The organism is Nostoc sp. (assembly GCF_036919595.1).
Classification (GTDB): domain Bacteria; phylum Cyanobacteriota; class Cyanobacteriia; order Cyanobacteriales; family Nostocaceae; genus Nostoc.
In genome coordinates this window covers 14,925-35,948 of the sequence record NZ_JBALCO010000144.1, presented here as the reverse complement: position 1 = coordinate 35,948, position 21,024 = coordinate 14,925, and the positions used below count along the sequence as shown (strand labels likewise).

Below are 21,024 nucleotides of genomic sequence, written 5' to 3'. Positions count from 1 at the left end.
ATTAATTAAAAGTTACCGATTGGAACACGCAAAGCGATTTGGTCATAATATTGCCAATATGGTACTGTTATCGGCTTAAGTCTAAACTTTAGATCAAGTCCAGTTGTCAACTTCTGCATCAGTCAAAGGTTTTTCCAATTTAGAATACTCACTTTGGGTTGCACGTAACAAGTGTTTCATCTGCACGGATTCCCCAGCATCAGCAGCGAGAAAAGCCGCGTTGAGAGCAATATTGCGGATGTTACCTCCTGCAACATTCAGCTTTGCCAACTTCATCGGGTCTAACCCTTGTGTGGGAGTACTCGTTGGGAAAACTCGCCGCCAAATTTCTGCTCGTTGAATAGTGTCTGGGAAGGAAAACTGAAGGACAAAGCGAATACGCCGTAGAAATGCTGTATCTATCGAACTCTTAAGATTAGTTGTTAAAATTGCCAAGCCAGGGTAAGCTTCCATGCTCTGCAATAGGTAACTGACCTCAATATTGGCATAGCGATCGCGGCTGTCTTTAACTTCACTGCGCTTGCCAAATAAGGCATCAGCTTCGTCAAATAATAAAATCACTCCGCTTTCCTGTGCGGCATCAAAGACTTGCTGGAGATTCTTCTCGGTCTCGCCAATATACTTGCTAATGACTGAAGACAAGTCAATACGATAAAGGTCGAGACGCAACACCGATGCCAGAACTTCTGCCGCTAGGGTTTTACCTGTACCGCTAGGACCAGCAAAAAGGGCGGTAATACCTAATCCCCGTGCATTCTTGCCACCAAATCCCCACGCTCCATATACAGTGTTTCGTTGGCGTACATGGGCTACTACTTCATGCAATAGCTGTTTGTGCAACGGCGGTAGCACTAAGTCTTCCCAATCAGCCGCAGGTTCAATTCTCTGGGCGAGTTCATCTAAACGCGGACGTGCTTGTATTCGACAGACATCCCATAAAATACTATTGATATCACTGTTTTCCTGTTTTTGGCTTAAGTGTCCTGCGACTTGTGCACAAGCGGCTTGAATACTGACGGCACTCAAGTTGAACTGATTCGCCAAAATGTTGACCGAACCGTTTAATTGGGGAACTAAATCACTGAGCGCCTCTCGCCACACTGTACCTTGCTCTTCTAAAGTTGGTTTGTGAATATCAAAGCTAACAGTTGGACGTTGTTTTACGGTCATTTTGTCTTGACTGGTAATCATTAAGACACCGTTCAAATGCTCAATTAAATGTGCGATCGCTCTCAGACGAGCCATGTCAGTTGTATCTAATTCATCGCAGTTGATAAGCATTGCACTCGCACTTAAAAGTATCTCCCGATTCCACAAGCGAATAAAATTATCTAATTCATTTGGTATCACCGGGACTAAGTGTGCAGACATTGCGTTTAGCTGTAAACCCAACATCTCAGACACGGTGACTGCTATATCACGTTTATTTACAGATTCCATGCCATGAAATTGGATAACTGGCAATTCCCCCGTGGTTGGAGTGTGCAACAAAACTGCTACTACTTTCTCTGCTACAGTTTGATGTGACGGCACTAAATCATTGTGAGATTGCAATGGCTCAATCATGCCAGACAACCCTTCGTCAAGATATTGTATTCCAAATAAATAGTGCAAAATTCTTTCGTCAATTCGTAGCGGACAGAGAGTCAGTGCATGAGCCTCTCCTATTTTTATCAAACGCCAACGACGCAAAGGCGCATATGGGGCGATCGCATCCCAGTGGGGATTTGGTAAAGCTGCTAGGGCTAGACCTAATGTCGGATAAGGTTTTTGCTCCTCTGGTTGAGCTACACTGCATACACTAGAAAAGTTACTGCTCAACTCCATTGCCGCACACAATAGAAGTACATCGCGTTCAAAGCCTGAGAGACCAAAAATCTGACAAATTCTTTCTAACGCCGATGGAGCGGGTATTGCCTCAGCAGCCTTTTGTAAATCTTGCTCATATTTATCATTGTTACTTAATTCATTGGAAGAGTTAAGCAAATTCACGGTATACTGCTCCAAAGTATGCCTTATCAAGGCTATAGATGCATATAAATACTGTTGGTTTGCGTCGTACCACTGTTTGCTCATATAGTTACCCATAGTGAATTATACTTGCCCAGCTTGATTGGTTTGCAGGGGGCTTTCTGCCCCATCTACTTGTATCTGTATTAAGTAAGTTCCTGGATTAAGATTATTGACCTTTTTTGAATTCAAAATCAAAATTCAAAATTCACGTAGGAAGAATTAAGATAATTTTGAATTGATTAATCCTTCTCCTAACAAAGACGCTATGCGTAGCTTGCTTCCCCGTAGGGGTACGCATCAAAGCCCCCGCCATAATATGCAAATTTAGCGGTTTGAAATTAGTCGTAGGTGTAAGCCCCCAATAATCTCTTTAATTTTGAATTTTGAATTAATAATTTTGAATTCCCCGTTCGCGTAGCGTCTCCAAAAGTTGGGGTTGACTTCCCTTTTGACGGTCAAGATAAAAACCATTATTTTCGATGACCTTGATAAATTCTTTAGCTTTGACACGCTTGAAAATTACTCATACCAAGATACTTAATAACTTAACAATTAAATCTTCTCTATGAATTGGCTGATTATCATTCTTTAAACTTTCAAGATATAATTCAATAGCTTTTGTAATATTCAAGAGTGGCCTCTTCAAAAGAATCTCCTTGAGAATGACAATCTTTTAGGATAGGACAAAAAGCGTGATAACCTGCATCTGATTCTTTTTCCAAAAGAACTGTGTAATTGTAAGTTTGTTTATTATTGTCCATATGTTTTCAACTTACTTGTGAGCTACTTACTTTTAAGCTAGACTGATTCTATAATAAAAACTTATTGGTATAAATTAGTTCGTCGCCGTTCAAATAATCGTTTTTGCAAGATATCGAGCAAGATTTCTTGATCTTCTAAGAGTAAACTTTCTGCTGATTCAATGGCTTGTTGAAATGCTGATGTTTTCATAGCGCTCAAGGTGGTTTGAGTCTGTTTCCTATTTTATCTTTAATTTGTTGCTTTTCGTTCCCTCAACCCAACCTACCAACAGACGATCGCACTTTGGCAAGTCTTTGATAGCGTAGAGGAAGGCGGGATGATTTTATTATTTGACGAAGCTGATGTGTTATTTGGCAAGCGCAGTGAAGTCAAAGACAGCCGCGATCGCTGTGCCAATATCGAAGTCAGTTACCTATTGCAACGTAAGGTCAGATATCTCATCTTAATCATCCTCATCACCAAGCAATTGCGACAAATCTTGCAATCGCTCTTGGGCAGCACGAAGAACTCTATGGATTTGCACGATATCCTGGCTATCTTCGTCGTTGCCCGTACCTACTGTAAATAGAATTCGATATTGTTTTTTATAAAGCTATTGCCGGACAGGTCGATTCAGCTATTGGCTTTCGATGGCGAGAGGGCAACGATTCGGAAAGTTCTCTAGCGTTAGCATGATTTCGTAGCAACCTCTGACCCACCGATAGGCTTGATCGACTGAGTAGTCCTTCATCCACAGAAATATGCCCTCGACATCCGCCATAGCGGTGGGTGAGATTTCAATCCGGTATGTCATGCTTTTGACGCAATTGCTGAAAGGCTTCGTCTAAGGGAATGCCCTGACGCTGCTCAAATTCATGTAGGCTTTTGCGAATTCCGGCTAGCGATTCTAGGAGTTCGATGCGTTCTAGCAGGCGTTGGTAGCTTTCAGCGTCTTGGACGACGACGGCGGCTTTGCCGTTCACGGTCAGCACTATGGGTGCCTGGGTGTCTTTCAGGGTGGTTAAAAACGTTTTGGCGCTCCGTTGAAAGTCGGATAGGGGATGAATGTTGCGAAGGTCAAGGGACATGGCTACCATTTAGTAGACGAATAATTATATGATAGTTATTTGAAAATTCTTTGTCTACCCGGTAGGGGAATGTACCCGTAGCGATGGCTACGCCCGCTGGAGGTATCGCACTTTGAGTATGGTTATTAGCGGCTATCCAGCCCGTAGGGTGCGTTACGGTAATTGGGCATGAGTATTCATTGATGAGTTGATTGTTTTAAAATACCCATTGTTTATACCGAATCAATATCTGTCGTAGTAACGCACCATTAGATTGGTTCGGTGCGTTACTTCGTTAACGCACCCTACAAGATCAGGCGATCGCACTTTTCATGGGAGCATCCCAACCTACCAACGGGCGATCGCACTTTGGCAAGTCTTTGATGTTGCAGAAGCAAGTGGGGTGATTTTATTATTTGACGAAGAGTCACGCCATATTTGGCAAGCACAGTAAAGTAAAAGATAGTCATGACCGCCATGCCAATATTGAAGCCAGTTACCTATTGCAGAGCATGGAAGTTTACCCCGGCTTGGCAGTTTTGACAACTAATCTTAAGAGTTTGATAGATACAGCATTTCTTTACCGTATTCGCTTTGTCCTTCAGTTTCACCTCCCAAACTGAGGTGTCCACATGTCTTCCCCAAACAACTCCGCACCTCCTCCTGGTATTTGGGACAAATTAGCTTTGATTTGGTTTATCTCCTTTTCATCGCCCTCATTTCGGGCATCGATTGCCTCCCTGGTGGCTAGGATTTCCGACCCTACTATCATCACATTTCCGTCCTCGCCCAGCGTCACCGAATATTCTGAGCTCTCCTTATCGATTCGTTTTATTCTGCCGTTAAATTTACATTCATCTTGGAAAAAGCTTGTCAACTCCTTCGGGTCTTTCTCTGTATCCACTTGCAAGGTAAAGCCCGTCTTGTTCAACGCCGTTCTTTCATTGATATAGATTTCGGTTGGCTGGACTTTTTTATACATACTTTTTAAATAGGCTGACATATTCTCAATGTCTCCCGCTGGAAAATGTATTAACGCGCCTTTTTGGCTGCCAGCATTAAACATAACTATTGGCGAACAACTACTAAATGAATCGCTACTTAATACCACTTCTCCTAGAGGAGCCACCACTCCCTGTCCCATGGCAAGCGTCACTTCACGTCTTTCGTTTATTGGCTTTGCCGTTGTGTTTGACGATCCAGGCTGAGAATCCCGCTTAGTATCATTTGTTTGTTCCAGGTCTCTTTTCAATCTCTCGACCTCTGAGTTGACCTTTTGGTGCGATGCCTTTGCTGCGGGTAGGTCTATGTTTATATTATTGCCCAGCAGCTTTCTCTTGTGTAGCTCCGATACTTGATCTAGGATTAGTTTGTTATTTTCAAGAACTTCTTTATCGTTATTCCTTATAGCGTCAAAAGTCTTCTTCTGTAAATTGGAAAGGTTTGTGAGGTATTGAGTTTCTACATCCTTTATTCCTTGGATGTTTTCACTGGCGACTTCCTCGGCGTTTTCCAAACCGACTGCTCTGCTAGAAGCAGCTGATTCGTTGGGTTTTCGGCTCACCCTTTTGATAAATGGGGCTTTTGTGGAAAATTTTTGGTTTCCTGGCAAAGCATTGCTATATCTTACACATTGTATGACATCCAAACCTGCTGTTTCCTTAGCGCCAAGGGGTTGCAAATTTTCCGTCTCAGAGCGGGTGGATGTTGGTATCTTTGCTGCTGGTTGCCTACTCACTAAAAAGCCTGTTGACTGTTCTTTGCGCTGTACTGCACTGCCATTTTGCTGCACTACATGGGTCAACTCATGTGCCAATAACTTCTTTCCTCCCAGACTACCGGGATTGTATTCCCCCTGCCGAAAGAACACATCCTGTCCCGTTGTAAACGCCTTCGCCTGTATCGATTGATTCAATTGGTTAGCCCGAGAATCTGTGTGAACCTTCACTCTACTAAAGTCAGCCCCAATTGCCTGCTCCATTGGTTCTCGGATGCTCTTAGCTAGAGATTGCCCACCGCCGCTTGCTTGTTTAATTGACGCTTCCACTTCCGGTGCGGCAGTCATCCCAACTTTAGCCGACCGAAGCTGTAGCATTGGCTTCATTTGAAGCTCTTTCTCTTCAACAAACATTTCCTCCCGCTGAAGATTTTGACTTGACTGCACAGATACAGGTGCATTAATCTGGTTGACGACTTGTGCTGCTACTCGATCTGCCTCTTGTTCGTACTTATCTCCCGGCTCTCCAATTGTAAGTTTTGTTTGCACCACTGGCTGTGATGGTGCATGAAGAGGACTTATGGGGATATTGGCAAAGTTGCTACTATTGTTCGATGCCTGTTCCAGTCTCCTGTGCAATGAGCCACTCATTTTAGCCTGTAATACAGTGAGTTGTTCCTGTCCCTCTAGAGTGATAGTGCCATACTTCGCCTGAAGCTCTAATTTGGTCGCCTCAAACTTCTGCTGTTGAAATTCTTGATTCTCAGTTTGGGTCTCCAAAAGAGGCTTTTCAGATTGCGGTTGAGCTTGGGTAATTTTGGGGCGCGACTGCAACTGACTCCTTACTGGGTTTGAAGCGGACGAGTCAGCTTTTTTTTGGATGTGCGATCGTTCGTTCATTGCCTACCTCAGAACTCAACTGTGGGTAATCAAAATATTATCTCATCCACCATTGCCTGAATTCATTAGACATTAGTCGAATATTAGTCGAATATTTGTTGGCGCTTTCTCCTTGGAACCGACTATAGATAGGCTTAGAAGCTATCTCTAAAGAAATGTAATTAGTCACGCCTTTCTCAGGATCATCGACAAATAGAGGAAGGGAGCAAGCGAGCGTCGAGCACTAATACTGAGACGATTTTTGAAAAGTCGGCTAGGCAGTAAAAAAACCCTCAATGTATAAGCTCCCGATTTAGCAAGCGGTTTACACGTACTTTTGCAACTCGCGCTCATGTCTGGACACGGAATTTATTTTTTAGTATCACCTCGGCATCTTTGATGCTTTGTCCGTGGTATATCACTTGCCCATTATGGATTACGTGCCCGGTATCGTATTCGTAGTTGTAGAAGGGGATTTGCCCTTTGTCCAAATCTTGTTTAATCAGCACGGCCTCTAACTCCTGCTTGTAAAATTCCTGTGCCGTATTTGTCCCCGCTTCTCCCTCCAGTCCACGCTCTTGTGAGTTGCTCCCTCCTTTTTTTAGCTTCTCCGCGTTGTGGTTAACATATGCCCATCGTGTTTGTTTTGGCAACTTATCTTCTTGGTTCCCCTCTTCCAGGGTTCCATAAATTCCTTTGTTTAAAAATAGTGCCCATGAACTTGTATGCAGTGGCACCACTCTTCCCGTCTTTCCTGCATACGCCTGTCTGACTGCCGCGATCATATCCACAGCTTTATCGTTCAACAGCGCTTTCTGAATCATGCTTTCTTGGGTTGTTATATCATTGCTCCAGTCTTTTAGCGTTGCCTTAGTTCTTTCGGAATCGTATAGCTCGAACCCGCTTTGCATTTCTGCATTATTTAGTTTTACTGCGTTGAGCGCATTGTCCGCGTCAATTAAGTACGGCTTACCATCTTTCCATAGTACATTTTCTCTGTTGATATCACTAAGTCCTGCCAGTAACACAAATGCGATCGCTTCTGTTAATGAATTGAGATTTTTTCCTGGTTTTTTTCCTGCGTCTTGCGATGTCTCTCCTCTTATGAATTCGACCATTGTTCCATAATCTCTCGACGTTTCCATCTTGATCGTTTCGATGAGTCTTTCTGGTTCTGTATTCAGTCCTGCTAGTTCATTGATTTGGTTTGCTAAACTCGTCGGTTCGCTGCCAAGCACTGACTTCTCTATATTCCGGTCTTCTGGTTTTATAACTACCTTGATGTTCGTGTCACCGGTATAAGCTGCTATCTGTCCACCTGGCGGTTTAGTGAATTCCACAAAAACAGTTCCTAGTCCTCGCTCATGTAGATCGCTTCCTGCCAGTTCCACTTTCGTAATTTGGCAGTTGTCTATTGGAACGTTTTCGTCTAGTAATTGCCTCCTCCAATAATTAATTGAATTGACAAGATGAGCCGCTCCCTGCGATATTCTTTCGTATACTTTTTCCCTCCAGTCTCTGTATCTTTGATATTTTTCTGAATTGTGATATTCTTCCGAATCGATAACCGTTTCACTAGGCATTCGGAGGAAGCGCACGAGTTTTTCCACATTTTTGGACTCGGCTAATAGGGTTGGTTCTAAGTCCTTCTTTTCCGCTTCTGTGCTTAATATTTCTGACACTCTTCTGTGTGCCTGTTCTTGTTCAGTTTCTACCTCTTGTGCTTCTGCAACCTCTTCGGTTTCTACCTCTTGTTCTTCTGCAATTTGTTCAGTTTCTCTTTGACTCCCTATTTTGAGTCCCCGTGCTTTAGAAAATTTTAGGTTTCCTGGCAAAGCATTGCTATATCTTACACATTGTATGACATCCAAACCTGCTGTTTCCTTAGCGCCAAGGGGTTGCAAATTTTCCGTCTCAGAGCGGGTGGATGTTGGCATCTTTGCTGCTAGTTGCCTTGGTTGTGTTCTTGTTCCTGTGCTTGTTGTTTCTTGTACCGATTGCCTACTCACTAAAAAGCCTGTTAACTGTTCTTTGCGCTGTACTGCACTGCGATTTTGCTGCACTACATGGGTCAACTCATGTGCCAATAACTTCTTTCCTCCCAGACTACCGGGATTATATTCCCCCTGCCGAAAGAACACATCCTGTCCGGTTGTAAACGCCTTCGCCTGTATCGATTGATTCAGTTGGTTCGCCCGATAATCTGTGTGAACCTTCACTTTACTAAAGTCAGCCCTCAAAAACCGCTCTATCGGTTTTCTTATTCCCTTTGCCAGTGGATGTCCACCACCCCTTGCTTGGTTGATGGCAGTTTCCAAGCCCGCTGTCGCACTCATTCCACCTACAGCAGTTCGAAGCTGTAACATTGGCTTCATTTGAAGTTGTTTCTTTTCAACAAACATTTCCTGCTGCTGAAGATTTTGATCTACCTGCCCAGAAATAGGTGCACGATACTCTTCGACAAATTTTTCTGCTACTTGGTCTGCCTCGTTTTCAAATTTATCTCCCGGCTTTCCAATCTTCAGTTTCGTTTGAACCGCTTGCTGTAATGGTGTATTAGGACGACTTCTGGGGATATTGGCAAAGTTGCTACTATTGCTCGATGCCTGTTGGAGTCTCCTGTGCAGTGAGCCACTCATTTTAGCCTGCAATACAGTGAGTTGTTCCTGTCCCTCTGGAGTGATAGTGCCATACTTCGTCTGGAGTTCTAGTTTCGTCGCCTCAAACTTCTGCTGTTGAAATTCTTGATTCTCTGTTTGGGTTTGCGTGAGAGGCTTTTGTGATTGCGGTTGAGCTTGGGTAATTTTGGGGCGCGACTGCAACTGACTTTTTACTGGGTTTGAAGCGGACGAGTCAGCTTTTTTGTGAGTGTGCGATCGTTTGTTCATTGCCTACCTCACAACTCAACTGTGGGTAATCAAAACATTATCTCACCCATCATTACCTAAATCCATTAGACATTAATCGAATATATGTTGGCGCTCCAACTTTTGCGATCGCCCTTGGCGGGGCGAAACCCATCGCACGCTCATCAACCTTCATGCATAGGCCTACGCTTGGCTCTTAAGACTGTCGCTACAACAGCGGTACTAAAATTGAGAAATCTATTGCTGTCTGTACAGATAATATGAACACTAATACCGTTAGTTTACCCGCTCCCCTGGAATTAAATATTGACTTAACTGACGAGCAATTTTTTCAACTTTGTCAAAATAACCGTGACTTGAGATTCGAGCGTACAGCTACAGGGGAATTAATTATTATGCCACCTACGGGAAGTGAAACTGGCGATCGCAATGCCGATCTAACTTATCAGTTAAGAGCTTGGAGTCGCCAAAACAACCTAGGAAAATCCTTTGACTCTTCTACTGGTTTCAAACTTCCCAACGGTGCGGAGCGCTCCCCAGATGCGTCTTGGGTGAAAATGGAACGGTGGAATGCTTTGACTCAAGCCGAAAAAGAAAGATTTGCTCCTTTGTGTCCTGATTTTGTGGTTGAATTAATGTCTCCCAGTGATTCCACCGAAAAAACACGCGCCAAAATGAGGGAATATATGGATAATGGCGCAAGACTGGGATGGTTAATTAATCGCCAACAGCAGCAGGTAGAAATTTATTGTCCCAATCGAGAAGTTGAAATTTTACCAAGTCCACAAACTTTATCGGGAGAGGATGTTTTACCAGGTTTTGTTTTGGATTTGGCAAAAATCTGGTGAATATTTTTTGTCTATTTGTAATAAATGTTTCGCAAGCCCAAGGCTATACACACTTGACAACATCGGCGATCGCACTCGGTTCTTATTGGGTTTCATGCTTCAACTCAATCTACGGGCGATCGCACTTTGGCAAGTCTTTGATGCCGTAGAGTCAGGCGGGGTCATTTTATTATTTGACGAAGCTGATGCTTGGCGTTGCTGAATACAGATACCTCGAAGTCGTGTTGAGGTACTCCAAAGTCGTGTTGAGGTACTTGAAAATCGTGTTGAGGTACTTGAAAATCGTGTTGAGGTACTTGAAAATCGTGTTGAGGTACTTCAAAGTCGTGTTGAGGTACTTGAAAGTCGTGTTGAGGTACTTGAAAATCGTATTGAGGTACTCCGAAGTCGTGTTGGAGTACTTCAAACTTTGTCGCACCGCGATCAAGTACACAGATACTTAGGCGTAGCCCGCGGTAGGCATCGCTTTCATAAATCTCCACAAACAAAGCAATCATTTGACTTTTAAAACAGTCGCTACCAACGGGCGATCGCACTTTGACAAGTCTTTGATGCCGCAGAGGAAAGCGGGGTGATTTTATTATTTAACAAAGCTGATACCTTATTTGACAAGCCTAGTGAAGTTATAGACAGTCGCGATAGCTATGCCAATATTGAAGTCAATTACCTATTGCAACGCTATGTGGCGATCGCTTTGTTTTCCCAAAAACCAATCAAAAAAGCGGTAACTTCGTTCAGCTGCGCTAACGCACTTCGGATCATACCAATTCGTAGGTTAGGTTGAGCAACAGCGACACCCAACTTTTCCTACGGTATGAATGCGTGTATGTTAAAGTAAACCGTAATGTTTCGGGAATGTTTGAATCTTGAGTTGTTGGGTTTCATGGTTCAACCCAACCTACAGGCGATCGCACTGCCAGGATAGTAACATTTTTGCTCTTTAGCATGACGATTAAGTTGGTGATTTCTACAGTCTGGGGAATATCGCTTTTACAAAAGATTAATGCTTTAAAATCACAGCGAAAATGTACCAAAATAGGGCATCAGGGCAAAGAAATAACTGCAAATTATCGCTCAGGTGGATGCTGAGACAAATTTTATATCTTACTTTTTGCGGAATTAATTAAAAATTATATTATTTAAATAGTAATCTCTATCTGAAGATAGATGAATAAGTTTTATCCCAGGAAAATAATTTTATAAAATACTACATATGTATTTCTTTTGATAAAGATATTACCCAAAGTCAGTAGACCGAAAATTTAATGTCAGGTTGACTGCAAATAAAGAACTTGTAAAAACAATGCACAATAAAAGATTGTCAAAGACTCCCTCATCCATTAATACCAATTCCCAAACAGCAGAACAAAACCCTAAATTGGCGTATAGATCATTTGATAGCCAAATTCAAAAATCATCAGCTGCACCTGTGACACAAAGTAAAAAAGAAGATGTTGCCTTTGCAGAACAAAAGATGGAGGCAACTAGACTGGAATTACAAGCCAAATATGGCAAGATTACTCCAGAGGGGCAGGAACGGCTGATTGTGCTGCAAGCCAAGATGGATGGATTATTGAATTCTCAACTGCAACACGCAAGGCGATTTAGTCATAACATTGCCAATATTCCACTAACAAGACCAGATATAGCAGCACCAATTCAGGCAAAGCTGACAATTGGGGAGCCTGGAGATAAGTATGAGCAGGAAGCTGACAAAATAGCGGCTCAGGTTGTGCAAAGGATTCATCAGCCACAGAGCGAGAAACTTCAACGTGAGTCTTTGCCTGAAGAGGAAAAAGAATTGCAAATGAAACCATCAGGTAGTATCCAGCGCGAGTCATTGCCTGATGCTCAACAAGAATTGCAAATGAAGCCGATGGTGCAGCGTCGTGCCTCAAACAGTGGTATGGCGGGAACACAGGATTTTGAAGCAGCCCTCAATCAGACACGGGGTGGGGGACAACCAATGGAAAAGAATTACCGTGAAAAGATAGAGCAAGGATTTGGTGGGGCTGATTTTAGTAAAATGAAAATTCACACAGATAGTCAGGCAGACCAGTTAAGTCGGTCAATAGGGGCGTTAGCGTTTACCCATAAGAACCATGTGTACTTTCGGGGTGGAACTTATAATCCAGGTACCAAGAAAGGGGATACGTTGATTACACATGAGTTTACACACGGGGTACAGAATGGGGCGGCGAAGCAGGGTGTCGTGCAGCAGAATGGGGGTGCAATTCAACGATTACAGGATACCATACAACGTCGGGTAGGTTTTGAGTTCGAGAATCTCCAACATACTTTTATAAAATCAAATCCCAATACCTTTGAAACTTATTACCAACAACACCAGGGTGATGTTGACCTCAAAGAGAAGATACAGAAGAATTTTGAGAAACCAAAAAGAAAAGAAGTCATAATACAGGGAGCAGACTACACCTTAGAAGCAGACGATACCAGACCCGGATTCGCGACTCTTGAATTTGTTGTTCCCGACAAGGACGGATTCAATTTTGATCAGCGCCAGCAATTGATACAAGCGGTTAAGAAGGTACAAAATCTTGCAAAAGAAATAGAAAACGCGGGCCAACAGGAAAAACCATTTTTGATGGCATCAAAGTTGTCAGTGCCGGGCAAAGCGAACGTAGTCATAATTCCGGGGGTGGATCATCGGTACGTAGTGCAGGCAACAGGAGGTATCGGTATCACAAAACTAACAAACGTAATCAGCCACGATGATAATAGTCAACTTAATTTGGGAGTTCAGAACAAATCGGGCAAAATATCTGTAAACAAAGCGAAAAACGCCATAGCAAGTGTGGCATCACAGATGCAGAATTTTCCTAACAATGGAAGAGAGAAGCTTACAAATCTTTTCAGTCTAATGGTTCTTTACATTACTGGTAGTCAGAGAAACGAATCTAATTTCAAGAATATAACCCCTCTGATGGCACGGACAAGTTTTGTAAGGCTTTTCAATGAAATCGACCAAGAGATGAAGGAGTATTTAAGACGTACACCAGACGCTTGGAAAAATCTCGTGAATTCTGCGTTCTCAGGTGAGACGATTCCCACAGCTTTTGAACACTACTCTAACGATGATGATGATAATGATGATCATTACCTGGAAATTGAAGATTGGATTAGGAGTTTTACGCAAGAGTCAGGTGCAGAAGACAAGCTTAATAACTTCGATACAAGTATGGGTCAATTCGAGAATCGGGTTGATAGAGGACGACAAAACCAGGCTCAGCCGATTTTCGAGTTCCGGAATCTACCGCCAGCGCCACCCGAACAATTCTTAGAGCGAGCAGAAAAGTTTTTCGACTATGTGAATAATTTGAATGGAGACACAGATAATAATTCAAATGAAAACACAGATCATAATTCAAATCAAGTGTCAGCAGACCCCGACCTAGCCTATCTCGCTCAGATCATTCGGTGAACCCCTAATTTTCCATTGGCTGAAATGATGAAAACTCGTTCTTTTTTCCAAGACTGATGGAAGAGCTATATCGTACCTCATTCGCACTCTGGCAAAACTGCTCTACTCTAGACCCTAAAAAATCTGAGATTCAAATAATAAAAAGAAGCACAACTACCATGAGCAGTTTCCCAGGTTCCCCCCGCCTATTTAAAGGTGGAATTATCGGAGTCAATCCCAAAAATCTCCTAACAGCCGTAAAGAGTGCCAGTCACACTTAAGGTTCCTCCCTGCCCTGTACCAGAAGTCGTAGCTAATGTTTTGGATTTGCCTGAAAAATTGACCCTTAAGGCAATACCTTCGCCAAAAAAAAAGTATGAAGAGAGAGGGCTGCGGTAGTAGAGTTATTCTCTCTCTAAACGACAACTCAAAAACTACTCTCCAGCCCATATCCGACATCGGATCACTATTGAGCGTGCCTGTTACCGCAGATAAAGGTCAATTTGTCCCATTATCTTCTAGCTCAGTTCCGTCAAGATAATCCCGGCTCTGGCATTGTTGATTTTAAGGCTTACTGTCGTGGTTTTCGATATGTTCGCTTCCTCAACAGCCTGAGCCTATTTTATTAACCCAGATTTTTGCCAAGCTTACCTCTCTCGGTCGTATTCACAATGTTTCTACAGCCGTTGAACCCTCATAAATTAGCGAAGGTATGATTATATATGATAATTGATGAGCGTGCGATCGCCTCGTCTTCCAAGTATGATCGCGGCTCTTGTAGCGACAGTCTTAAAAGTCAAGCATCGCTTATTTATGAAGGTTGATGAGCGTGCGATCACGCCATTATTTGCTAGTTCAACCTGACCTAAAAGCGATCGCATCATGTATGAAGGTTGATGAGCGTGCGTAGGCGTAGCCCGTCGTAGACATCGCCAACAGAAACACAGGTCTGACCAAAGCTGCCGATGATGTGAGTTAAAATCCTGATATCTTCATAACTACTCACGCAGACAGCCCCCGAAAAAGCGATCGCTATGCTTCAGTACCCCAATCTCGAACAAGCGCTAAAGTATCACTTCGGTTACGACAGATTCCGCCCTGGACAACGGCAAATTATCGAAGATGCGCTGCAAAATCGGGATTTATTGATTGTCATGCCTACGGGTGGGGGAAAATCTCTGTGCTTTCAGTTACCTGCATTGATCAAAAAAGGTTTAACGGTGGTAGTGTCGCCATTAATCGCTTTGATGCAAGACCAAGTGGAAGGACTGCGAAATAATAACATTGCTGCCACATTTCTGAATAGTAGTCTGAATCCCTATAAGGTGCGATCGCGGGAAGAAGCCATCCTCAGCGGTAAAGTTAGATTACTTTACGTCGCCCCAGAACGTCTGTTGAGTGAAAGATTTCTCCCGTTTCTCGATTTAGTCAAGGAAAAAATTGGGATTGCAGCTTTTGCGATTGACGAAGCCCACTGTGTCTCTGAGTGGGGACACGACTTCCGCCCAGAATACCGACAGATGAAATCTCTGCGGAAACGCTATCCTGATGTCCCTACCCTCGCCCTTACCGCCACAGCAACCGATCGCGTCCGTGCTGATATTATCCAACAACTAGGGCTAAAGCAACCTAGTATTCACATTGCTAGCTTTAATCGCCAAAATCTTTACTACGAAGTTCGTTCTAAAAGCAAGTCTGCTTACGCTGAATTATTAGAACTCGTTCGAGAAAATGAAGGTTCAGCAATTATTTATTGCTTGACACGAAAAAAAGTTGATGAACTCACCTTTAAACTGCAAAATGATCATATTTCTGCTTTGTCCTATCATGCCGGATTAACTGATGAAGAACGCAGCAGCAATCAAACTCGATTTATTCGAGATGATGTGCGCGTCATGGTGGCAACAATTGCCTTTGGTATGGGAATTAACAAGCCAGATGTGCGGTTAGTAATTCACTTTGATTTACCACGGAATTTGGAAAGTTATTATCAAGAATCAGGTAGGGCGGGAAGGGATAGTGAACCCTCACGTTGTACACTTTTTTTCAGTTTCAGTGATATTAAAACCATTGAATGGAGTATTAACCAAAAAACTGACCCCCAAGAACAGTTAATTGCCAAGCAACAACTACGTCAGGTAATTGACTATGCAGAAGGTACTGTCTGCCGGCGGACAATTCAACTAGGTTATTTTGGGGAACGTTTTAGTGGAAATTGCGGTAACTGCGATAATTGCCGTCATCCCAAACCAATGCAAGACTGGACAATTGAAGCCATGAAGTTTTTATCTTGTGTGGCGCGTTGTAAAGAAAGATTTGGGATATTACATATTATTGATGTGTTGCGGGGGGCAAAAAACCAGAAAATCACCCAAAATGAACACGATAAACTTTCTACCTATGGTATTGGCAAAGATAAGAGTGTAGATGAATGGCGGATGCTGGGGCGATCGCTTTTACATCAAGGGTTGCTAGAACAGACTAGCGATGGTTACTCAGTTTTAAAGCTTAACGCCCTCAGTTGGGAAGTGATGCGGAGACAGCATACTGTTTCCCTTGCTGTTCCCATAGCACAGAAAATTACTTGGGAAGAAGGGAGTGAAAAAGCTGTTGAAGCAGAGATATTAATGCAGAGGTTGCGATCGCTGCGTAAACAACTTGCTGATGAACAGTCTGTTCCACCTTACGTTGTCTTTCAGGATTCTACCTTGAAATTGATGGCACAGGTACAACCTAAAACACTAACCGAATTTGGTAAACTTTCTGGCGTAGGTAGTCACAAACTTTCCCAATATGGCGATAAATTCCTCACAGAAATTCGCGCCTACCGTCAAGAAAAAGGTTTGGTAGATCCACCACAGGTGAATTTCACACCCTCTCTTAGCTTACCTTCCGACACAGAAATATTCACATTTCAATTGCATAAACAAGGTTTAAGTGTGACTGAAATTGCCCAGAAACGTAACATTCGTCCCACTACAATCATTCGTCATTTGACAGATTTAATTGAAAAAAATCAGCCTGTAGATTTAAGTCAGTTAGTATCTCTTGAACATCAACAAAAAATTTGGCAAGTTTTAGAAGTACTTGGTGATATCTCTTTAACACCAATTCGAGAACAATTAGGCGAAAGCTACAGTTTTGATGAAATTCGTTTAGTGCGGGGAAAATGGCGGCGCGAAAATCGGAAGTGATAATTTAAAGTTTTAAGTAAGAATTTATGACTCAGGATAAGATAGTGCGTTAGACTTGTTTCCTGGCTTGTAGCAACTGCCGTTCAAGTCCTCAAACAAGTAGATTATAGTGTACTTAGGTTGAATGGAAAAACAAATCTCCAGTAACGCATTAACTAAAGTCCAGGTAATGATTATGGCGATCGCAGCTGGTGTCTGTGTTGCTAACATTTATTATAATCAGCCAATCCTCAAAGATATTGCATCTTCTTTTGGAGTCAGTGAAGGCGAAGCGGGTAGCATATCTGTGCTTTCGCAAGTTGGTTACGGTTTTGGGCTTTTCTTTTTAATCCCCTTGGGCGATAAAATCAATAAGAAAAAATTAATTCTTTGCTTACTGATATGTTTGTTCTGTTTGTTGATCCTCATGACGTTTTCACAAAACATCGTCGAAGTTTTGATATTGAGCGTCGCAATTGGGATTGCAACAGTCTCGGCTCAGGTTATTCTTCCTTTAGCAGCAAGTATAGATAGAGTAACTACAGGCAAAACTGTAGGCAACATTTTTACTGGTATATTGATCGGAATTTTAGGAGCAAGGGTTTTTAGTGGATATATTGCTGAATGGTTGAGTTGGCGTTATGTATATGGATTTTCAGCAGGAATGATTTTAATTGTTACTATCTTACTACAGATATACTTGCCTAATGTCAAGAATAAATATAGTGGTGACTATTTAGATTTATTAAAATCAACGCTTCAACAATTAAAACGTTTTTCACTGTTGAGAGAAACGTCTTTAATTGGTGGGTTATTGTTTGGTGTCTTTTGCTCATTTTGGACAACGCTGACTTTCCATTTAAGTGGAGCGCCTTTTAATTTTCAATCTGACACAATTGGGATGTATGGCTTTGTGGCGATCGCAGGTGCATTGATGGCACCAGTTTTTGGTAAATTAGCTGATCAAGGTAACTCCCAACGTTCCTTAACTATTGCTGTATCGCTGGTGATTACAAGTTTAGTAATTGCTAAAATCGCTTCCAGTTCAGCGCTGGCGATCGCTGTTGCTGTATTGTTACTAGATGTAGGTGTACAGGCAACCCAAGTTACCAATGTTGCAACAATATACACTCTTGATGCTCAATCGAATAGTCGCATCAACACAGTTTACATGACTACCTATTTTATCGGCGGTTCTATAGGTACTAGTATTGGTCTATTATGCTGGAATCTTGGTGGCTGGAATTTGGTGACTTGGCAAATGTTAGCTTTTACTCTGATCGCATTTTTTATTATCGTCAGACCTAAAACAACTACAGCAAGAACAAATAATAAGTAATCAAACTTTCATTTTGAATATTACCTTGAGACATCGCCTTGCACCAATAACTAAATTTTCTCCTCATCAAAACGATATCTGTAGATGTCCTTTTTTATGTAAAACAAGGGCAATAAAACTTAATTTTTCAAAGGAGGATACTCATGTCTTATTTCGCAAAGCATAAGTTGTTCACCACGTTTAATGACTCTTGCGGCTTGTGGTACAATCATAGCTACAATTCCTATTAATGCTGCTTTTGCAGCACCCACCGATCCTAGTAGTTATCCAGCTTTCTGTCGGAACATTGGTGTTGCTGGAGCTACCTTAACGGCAAGTTGTCGCAGAATTAATGGCACATACAACTCAACATCAATTCTGATTAAGGGGATATACAAGAATGGAGTTTTGCGTTATTCATAGGTAGATATTAGGCAGTGTTAAATTCGGTTGTGTTGCCAAAATTTAGGTGAGGTAGATAAACTATCTCACCTAAATTTTAAAATAATTTATTGGCAACTTGTCCATCAATTCGGAGAACAATTAGGACAGAAGTTAGGGCTAAATTTACAGAATTGGCTACCTGTCAATGCATAAGCTGTACAATAAGGAAAGCTGGTAAGTTCGATTTTAGCTGCTTGTAATTTGGAAGCATTCGGCAACGTTTTAGTAAGTTTGGTTTTCTGATCCAGAAAAAGAGCTAAAAGCTTAGGAAATGCCATGCAAGCAGCAATGTTGAGTAGCGTTAGCAGTATAACGTGTATCAAATTCATAGGTAATCATCTCCTGTGAAACGTAGGCGATCGCTGTTCTTAACTGCAAACAGAATCATTGCTTGCAGTCTATGTAAATTAACTTTAACATAAATTTTTGTAAATATAAAGGTGGAATTCCTGGAATTATCATACACAGAGGGGAATGTGGATAATAAGGAAGGTAATTGTAGCAAAATAACAAAATAAACTGGAAAACGATCAGTTTACGATATTTAGGTAAGGTGTTATGTCAAAAACCCAAACCGCGTCTTCTTTTTTATCTAACATCAATGAGCGAGAACGCCAGGCATTAAAGCGGTTGGTAGATTACACAAATGTGGAATCACTGCCAGAAATTTGGCCTTTGGCAGCTGGGCGATTTGGTGATGTTGTCGCCCTCCACAGCCCTCACGCTAAACCAGAAGTAGTGATTACTTATACCCAGTTAGCAGAGCAAATACAACTATTTGCTGCTGGGTTGCAGGCGTTGGGAGTAAAAGTTGGCGATCGCATTTCCTTAATTTCTGACAACAGTCCTCGCTGGTTTATTGCCGATCAAGGTATCATGACTGCTGGTGGAGTTGATGCAGTGCGTAGCTCCCAAGCGGAAAAAGAAGAACTGCTGTTTATCATTACCAATAGTGGCAGTACAGGAATAGTTGTTGAAGATTTAAAGACATTTAAAAAACTACAAGACCGCCTCCAAGATTTACCAATTCAGGTAGTCATCTTACTTTCGGATGAAGCACCACCAACAGACGAAACCCTAAAAGTGCTGAACTTTGCCCAGTTGATCGAAATTGGGGTAAATCATACTTTTGTGCCAGTCAAGCAAAATCGTGACGCTTTGGCAACCCTAATTTACACCTCTGGCACCACAGGTAAACCCAAAGGTGTAATGCTGTCTTATAACAATTTGATGCACCAAGTGACAACCTTTGGCACAGTATTACAACCAAATGTGGGCGATATCGTTCTCAGTATCCTACCTTCGTGGCACAGCTATGAACGAACCGTTGAGTATTATTTACTATCTCAAGGTTGCACGCAAGTTTATACCAACTTGCGCTCTGTGAAAGGAGATTTGAGACAATTTAAACCCAACTATATGGTGGGTGTACCCCGCCTGTGGGAATCGATTTATGAAGGAGTTCAAAAGCAATTCCGCGAACAACCAGCAAATAAGCAACGCCTAATTAACTTTTTATTGGGCATTAGCGAAAAATACATCAAAGCGCGGCGAGTTGCTCAGGGATTGAGTTTGAATAATCTTCACGCTTCACCCGTCGAGCGATTAGCAGCTACGATCCAAACATCAGCTTTATTACCCCTCCATGCCTTGGGAGAACGACTGGTTTATGCCAAAGTGCGAGAAGCCACAGGAGGACAAGTTAAGCAGATGATTAGCGGCGGCGGTGCGCTTCCCAGACACATAGATAACTTCTTTGAAATTATTGGTGTGCAGATTTTGCAAGGTTATGGCTTGACAGAAACTTCTCCTGTTACCCATGTGCGGCGTCCTTGGCGAAATTTGATTGGTGCATCAGGGCTACCACTTCCGGCTACAGAAGCTAAAATTGTAGATCCTGAGACAAAAGCGCCTTTGCCAGTAGAGAAGCGAGGCTTGTTATTGTTGAGGGGGCCACAGATTATGCAAGGCTATTACCAAAATCCCGAAGCGACAGCGAAAGCAATTGACGCCGAAGGTTGGTTTGATAGCGGCGATTTGGGTTGGCTGACACTACAAAATGATTTAGTGCTGACTGGTAGATCGAAGGATACGATTGTATTGACTAACGGGGAAAACATCGAGCCACAGCCGATCGAAGATGCGTGTTTGCGATCGCCATATATCGATCAAATTATGCTCATCGGTCAAGATCAGCGCAGCCTGGGAGCCTTAATTGTCCCCAATGTTAAAGCCCTAGAAAAATGGGCAGCAAGTCAGAATCTGACACTGGATAGACAAAATGATCAGGTTACTTCTTCACCTAGTCAAAAAATTGACTTGGAGAGTAGAATGATCCAGGATTTATTTCGGCAAGAATTGAATCGGGAAGTGCAAAATCGTCCAGGCTTTCGACCAGATGACCGCATCGGGACATTCAAACTCATTCTGGAACCGTTTTCCATCGAAAATGGCTTGATGACACAAACACTGAAAGTTCGACGACAGGTCGTTACGGAACGCTATCACGATATTATTGACGGCATGTTTGCCTGAT

Annotated in this window: 16 protein-coding genes and 3 pseudogenes; 11 read left to right on the top strand and 8 right to left on the bottom strand. The window is 42.4% G+C overall.

What is annotated here, in order from left to right:
* Nucleotides 1-93: 93 nt before the first annotated feature.
* The 3 genes and pseudogenes from V7K21_RS22030 to V7K21_RS22020 form a co-directional block, all read right to left on the bottom strand.
* Nucleotides 94-2,088 (bottom strand): ATP-binding protein, encoded by a 1,995-nt coding sequence (locus V7K21_RS22030; RefSeq protein ID WP_335177342.1) that lies wholly within the window; start codon nucleotides 2,086-2,088, stop codon nucleotides 94-96.
* A gap of 448 nt (nucleotides 2,089-2,536) precedes the next feature.
* Nucleotides 2,537-2,774, bottom strand: a pseudogene (locus tag V7K21_RS22025) (type II toxin-antitoxin system HicB family antitoxin).
* A gap of 61 nt (nucleotides 2,775-2,835) precedes the next feature.
* A complete protein-coding gene (locus V7K21_RS22020) occupies nucleotides 2,836-2,964 on the bottom strand; it encodes a hypothetical protein (RefSeq protein ID WP_335177341.1) in 129 nt (42 codons plus the stop codon).
* A gap of 91 nt (nucleotides 2,965-3,055) precedes the next feature.
* On the opposite strand from V7K21_RS22020, the pseudogene V7K21_RS30830 reads away from it, so the two are divergent.
* Nucleotides 3,056-3,235, top strand: a pseudogene (locus V7K21_RS30830) (hypothetical protein); the annotation flags it as partial.
* 316 nt (nucleotides 3,236-3,551) lie between these two features.
* Here the strand turns inward: V7K21_RS30830 and V7K21_RS22010 are convergent.
* On the bottom strand, nucleotides 3,552-3,842 hold the full coding sequence (locus V7K21_RS22010; RefSeq protein WP_335177339.1) for a type II toxin-antitoxin system Phd/YefM family antitoxin: 291 nt from the start codon (nucleotides 3,840-3,842) through the stop codon (nucleotides 3,552-3,554).
* 253 nt (nucleotides 3,843-4,095) lie between these two features.
* Between V7K21_RS22010 and V7K21_RS30825 the strand changes: the two genes are divergently transcribed.
* On the top strand, nucleotides 4,096-4,275 hold the full coding sequence (locus V7K21_RS30825; protein WP_442948906.1) for a hypothetical protein: 180 nt from the start codon (nucleotides 4,096-4,098) through the stop codon (nucleotides 4,273-4,275).
* 153 nt (nucleotides 4,276-4,428) lie between these two features.
* Here V7K21_RS30825 and V7K21_RS22000 read toward each other — a convergent pair whose 3' ends face one another.
* Both V7K21_RS22000 and V7K21_RS21995 read right to left on the bottom strand, forming a co-directional pair.
* Nucleotides 4,429-6,438: an eCIS core domain-containing protein gene (locus V7K21_RS22000; protein WP_335177338.1), complete on the bottom strand. Its 2,010-nt coding sequence runs from the start codon at nucleotides 6,436-6,438 to the stop codon at nucleotides 4,429-4,431.
* Nucleotides 6,439-6,767: 329 nt separating this feature from the next.
* The gene (locus V7K21_RS21995; RefSeq protein ID WP_335177337.1) at nucleotides 6,768-9,305 is read right to left on the bottom strand and encodes an eCIS core domain-containing protein; all 2,538 of its coding nucleotides are present in this window, start codon (nucleotides 9,303-9,305) and stop codon (nucleotides 6,768-6,770) included.
* Between the two features lie 239 nt (nucleotides 9,306-9,544).
* Here V7K21_RS21995 and V7K21_RS21990 point away from each other — a divergent pair, with 239 nt between their 5' ends.
* Nucleotides 9,545-10,132, top strand: a complete 588-nt coding sequence (locus tag V7K21_RS21990; RefSeq protein ID WP_335177336.1) for a Uma2 family endonuclease — start codon at nucleotides 9,545-9,547, stop codon at nucleotides 10,130-10,132.
* Nucleotides 10,129-10,281 (top strand): hypothetical protein, encoded by a 153-nt coding sequence (locus tag V7K21_RS21985; protein ID WP_335177335.1) that lies wholly within the window; start codon nucleotides 10,129-10,131, stop codon nucleotides 10,279-10,281. Before V7K21_RS21990 ends, V7K21_RS21985 begins: the two co-directional genes overlap by 4 nt.
* Nucleotides 10,282-10,293: 12 nt before the next feature.
* Here the strand turns inward: V7K21_RS21985 and V7K21_RS21980 are convergent, their stop codons facing one another.
* Nucleotides 10,294-10,668, bottom strand: coding sequence for a hypothetical protein (locus tag V7K21_RS21980; protein ID WP_335177334.1), 375 nt, complete (start codon nucleotides 10,666-10,668; stop codon nucleotides 10,294-10,296).
* Between the two features lie 35 nt (nucleotides 10,669-10,703).
* On the opposite strand from V7K21_RS21980, the gene V7K21_RS21975 reads away from it, so the two are divergent.
* Nucleotides 10,704-10,916 carry a hypothetical protein gene (locus V7K21_RS21975; protein WP_335177333.1) on the top strand — a complete coding sequence of 71 codons (213 nt, stop codon included), beginning with the start codon at nucleotides 10,704-10,706 and terminating at the stop codon, nucleotides 10,914-10,916.
* A 97-nt stretch (nucleotides 10,917-11,013) separates the two neighbouring features.
* On the opposite strand, the gene V7K21_RS21970 is transcribed toward V7K21_RS21975, so the two are convergent.
* Nucleotides 11,014-11,166 carry a hypothetical protein gene (locus V7K21_RS21970; protein ID WP_335177332.1) on the bottom strand — a complete coding sequence of 51 codons (153 nt, stop codon included), beginning with the start codon at nucleotides 11,164-11,166 and terminating at the stop codon, nucleotides 11,014-11,016.
* A 269-nt stretch (nucleotides 11,167-11,435) separates the two neighbouring features.
* On the opposite strand from V7K21_RS21970, the gene V7K21_RS21965 reads away from it, so the two are divergent.
* From V7K21_RS21965 to V7K21_RS21940, 6 genes and pseudogenes are all read left to right on the top strand, one after another.
* Entirely contained in the window at nucleotides 11,436-13,574 is a 2,139-nt protein-coding gene (locus V7K21_RS21965; RefSeq protein WP_335177331.1) for an eCIS core domain-containing protein, read from the top strand.
* A gap of 476 nt (nucleotides 13,575-14,050) precedes the next feature.
* A pseudogene (locus V7K21_RS21960) lies at nucleotides 14,051-14,253 on the top strand (IS4 family transposase); the annotation flags it as partial.
* 334 nt (nucleotides 14,254-14,587) lie between these two features.
* On the top strand, nucleotides 14,588-16,747 hold the full coding sequence (gene recQ / locus V7K21_RS21955; RefSeq protein ID WP_335177330.1) for a DNA helicase RecQ: 2,160 nt from the start codon (nucleotides 14,588-14,590) through the stop codon (nucleotides 16,745-16,747).
* A gap of 124 nt (nucleotides 16,748-16,871) precedes the next feature.
* Nucleotides 16,872-18,065, top strand: a complete 1,194-nt coding sequence (locus V7K21_RS21950) for an MFS transporter (protein WP_335177329.1) — start codon at nucleotides 16,872-16,874, stop codon at nucleotides 18,063-18,065.
* Between the two features lie 183 nt (nucleotides 18,066-18,248).
* The gene (locus V7K21_RS21945; RefSeq protein WP_335177328.1) at nucleotides 18,249-18,467 is read left to right on the top strand and encodes a hypothetical protein; all 219 of its coding nucleotides are present in this window, start codon (nucleotides 18,249-18,251) and stop codon (nucleotides 18,465-18,467) included.
* 579 nt (nucleotides 18,468-19,046) lie between these two features.
* Nucleotides 19,047-21,023 (top strand): AMP-dependent synthetase/ligase, encoded by a 1,977-nt coding sequence (locus V7K21_RS21940; protein WP_335177327.1) that lies wholly within the window; start codon nucleotides 19,047-19,049, stop codon nucleotides 21,021-21,023.
* The last annotated feature ends 1 nt before the right edge of the window (nucleotide 21,024 follow it).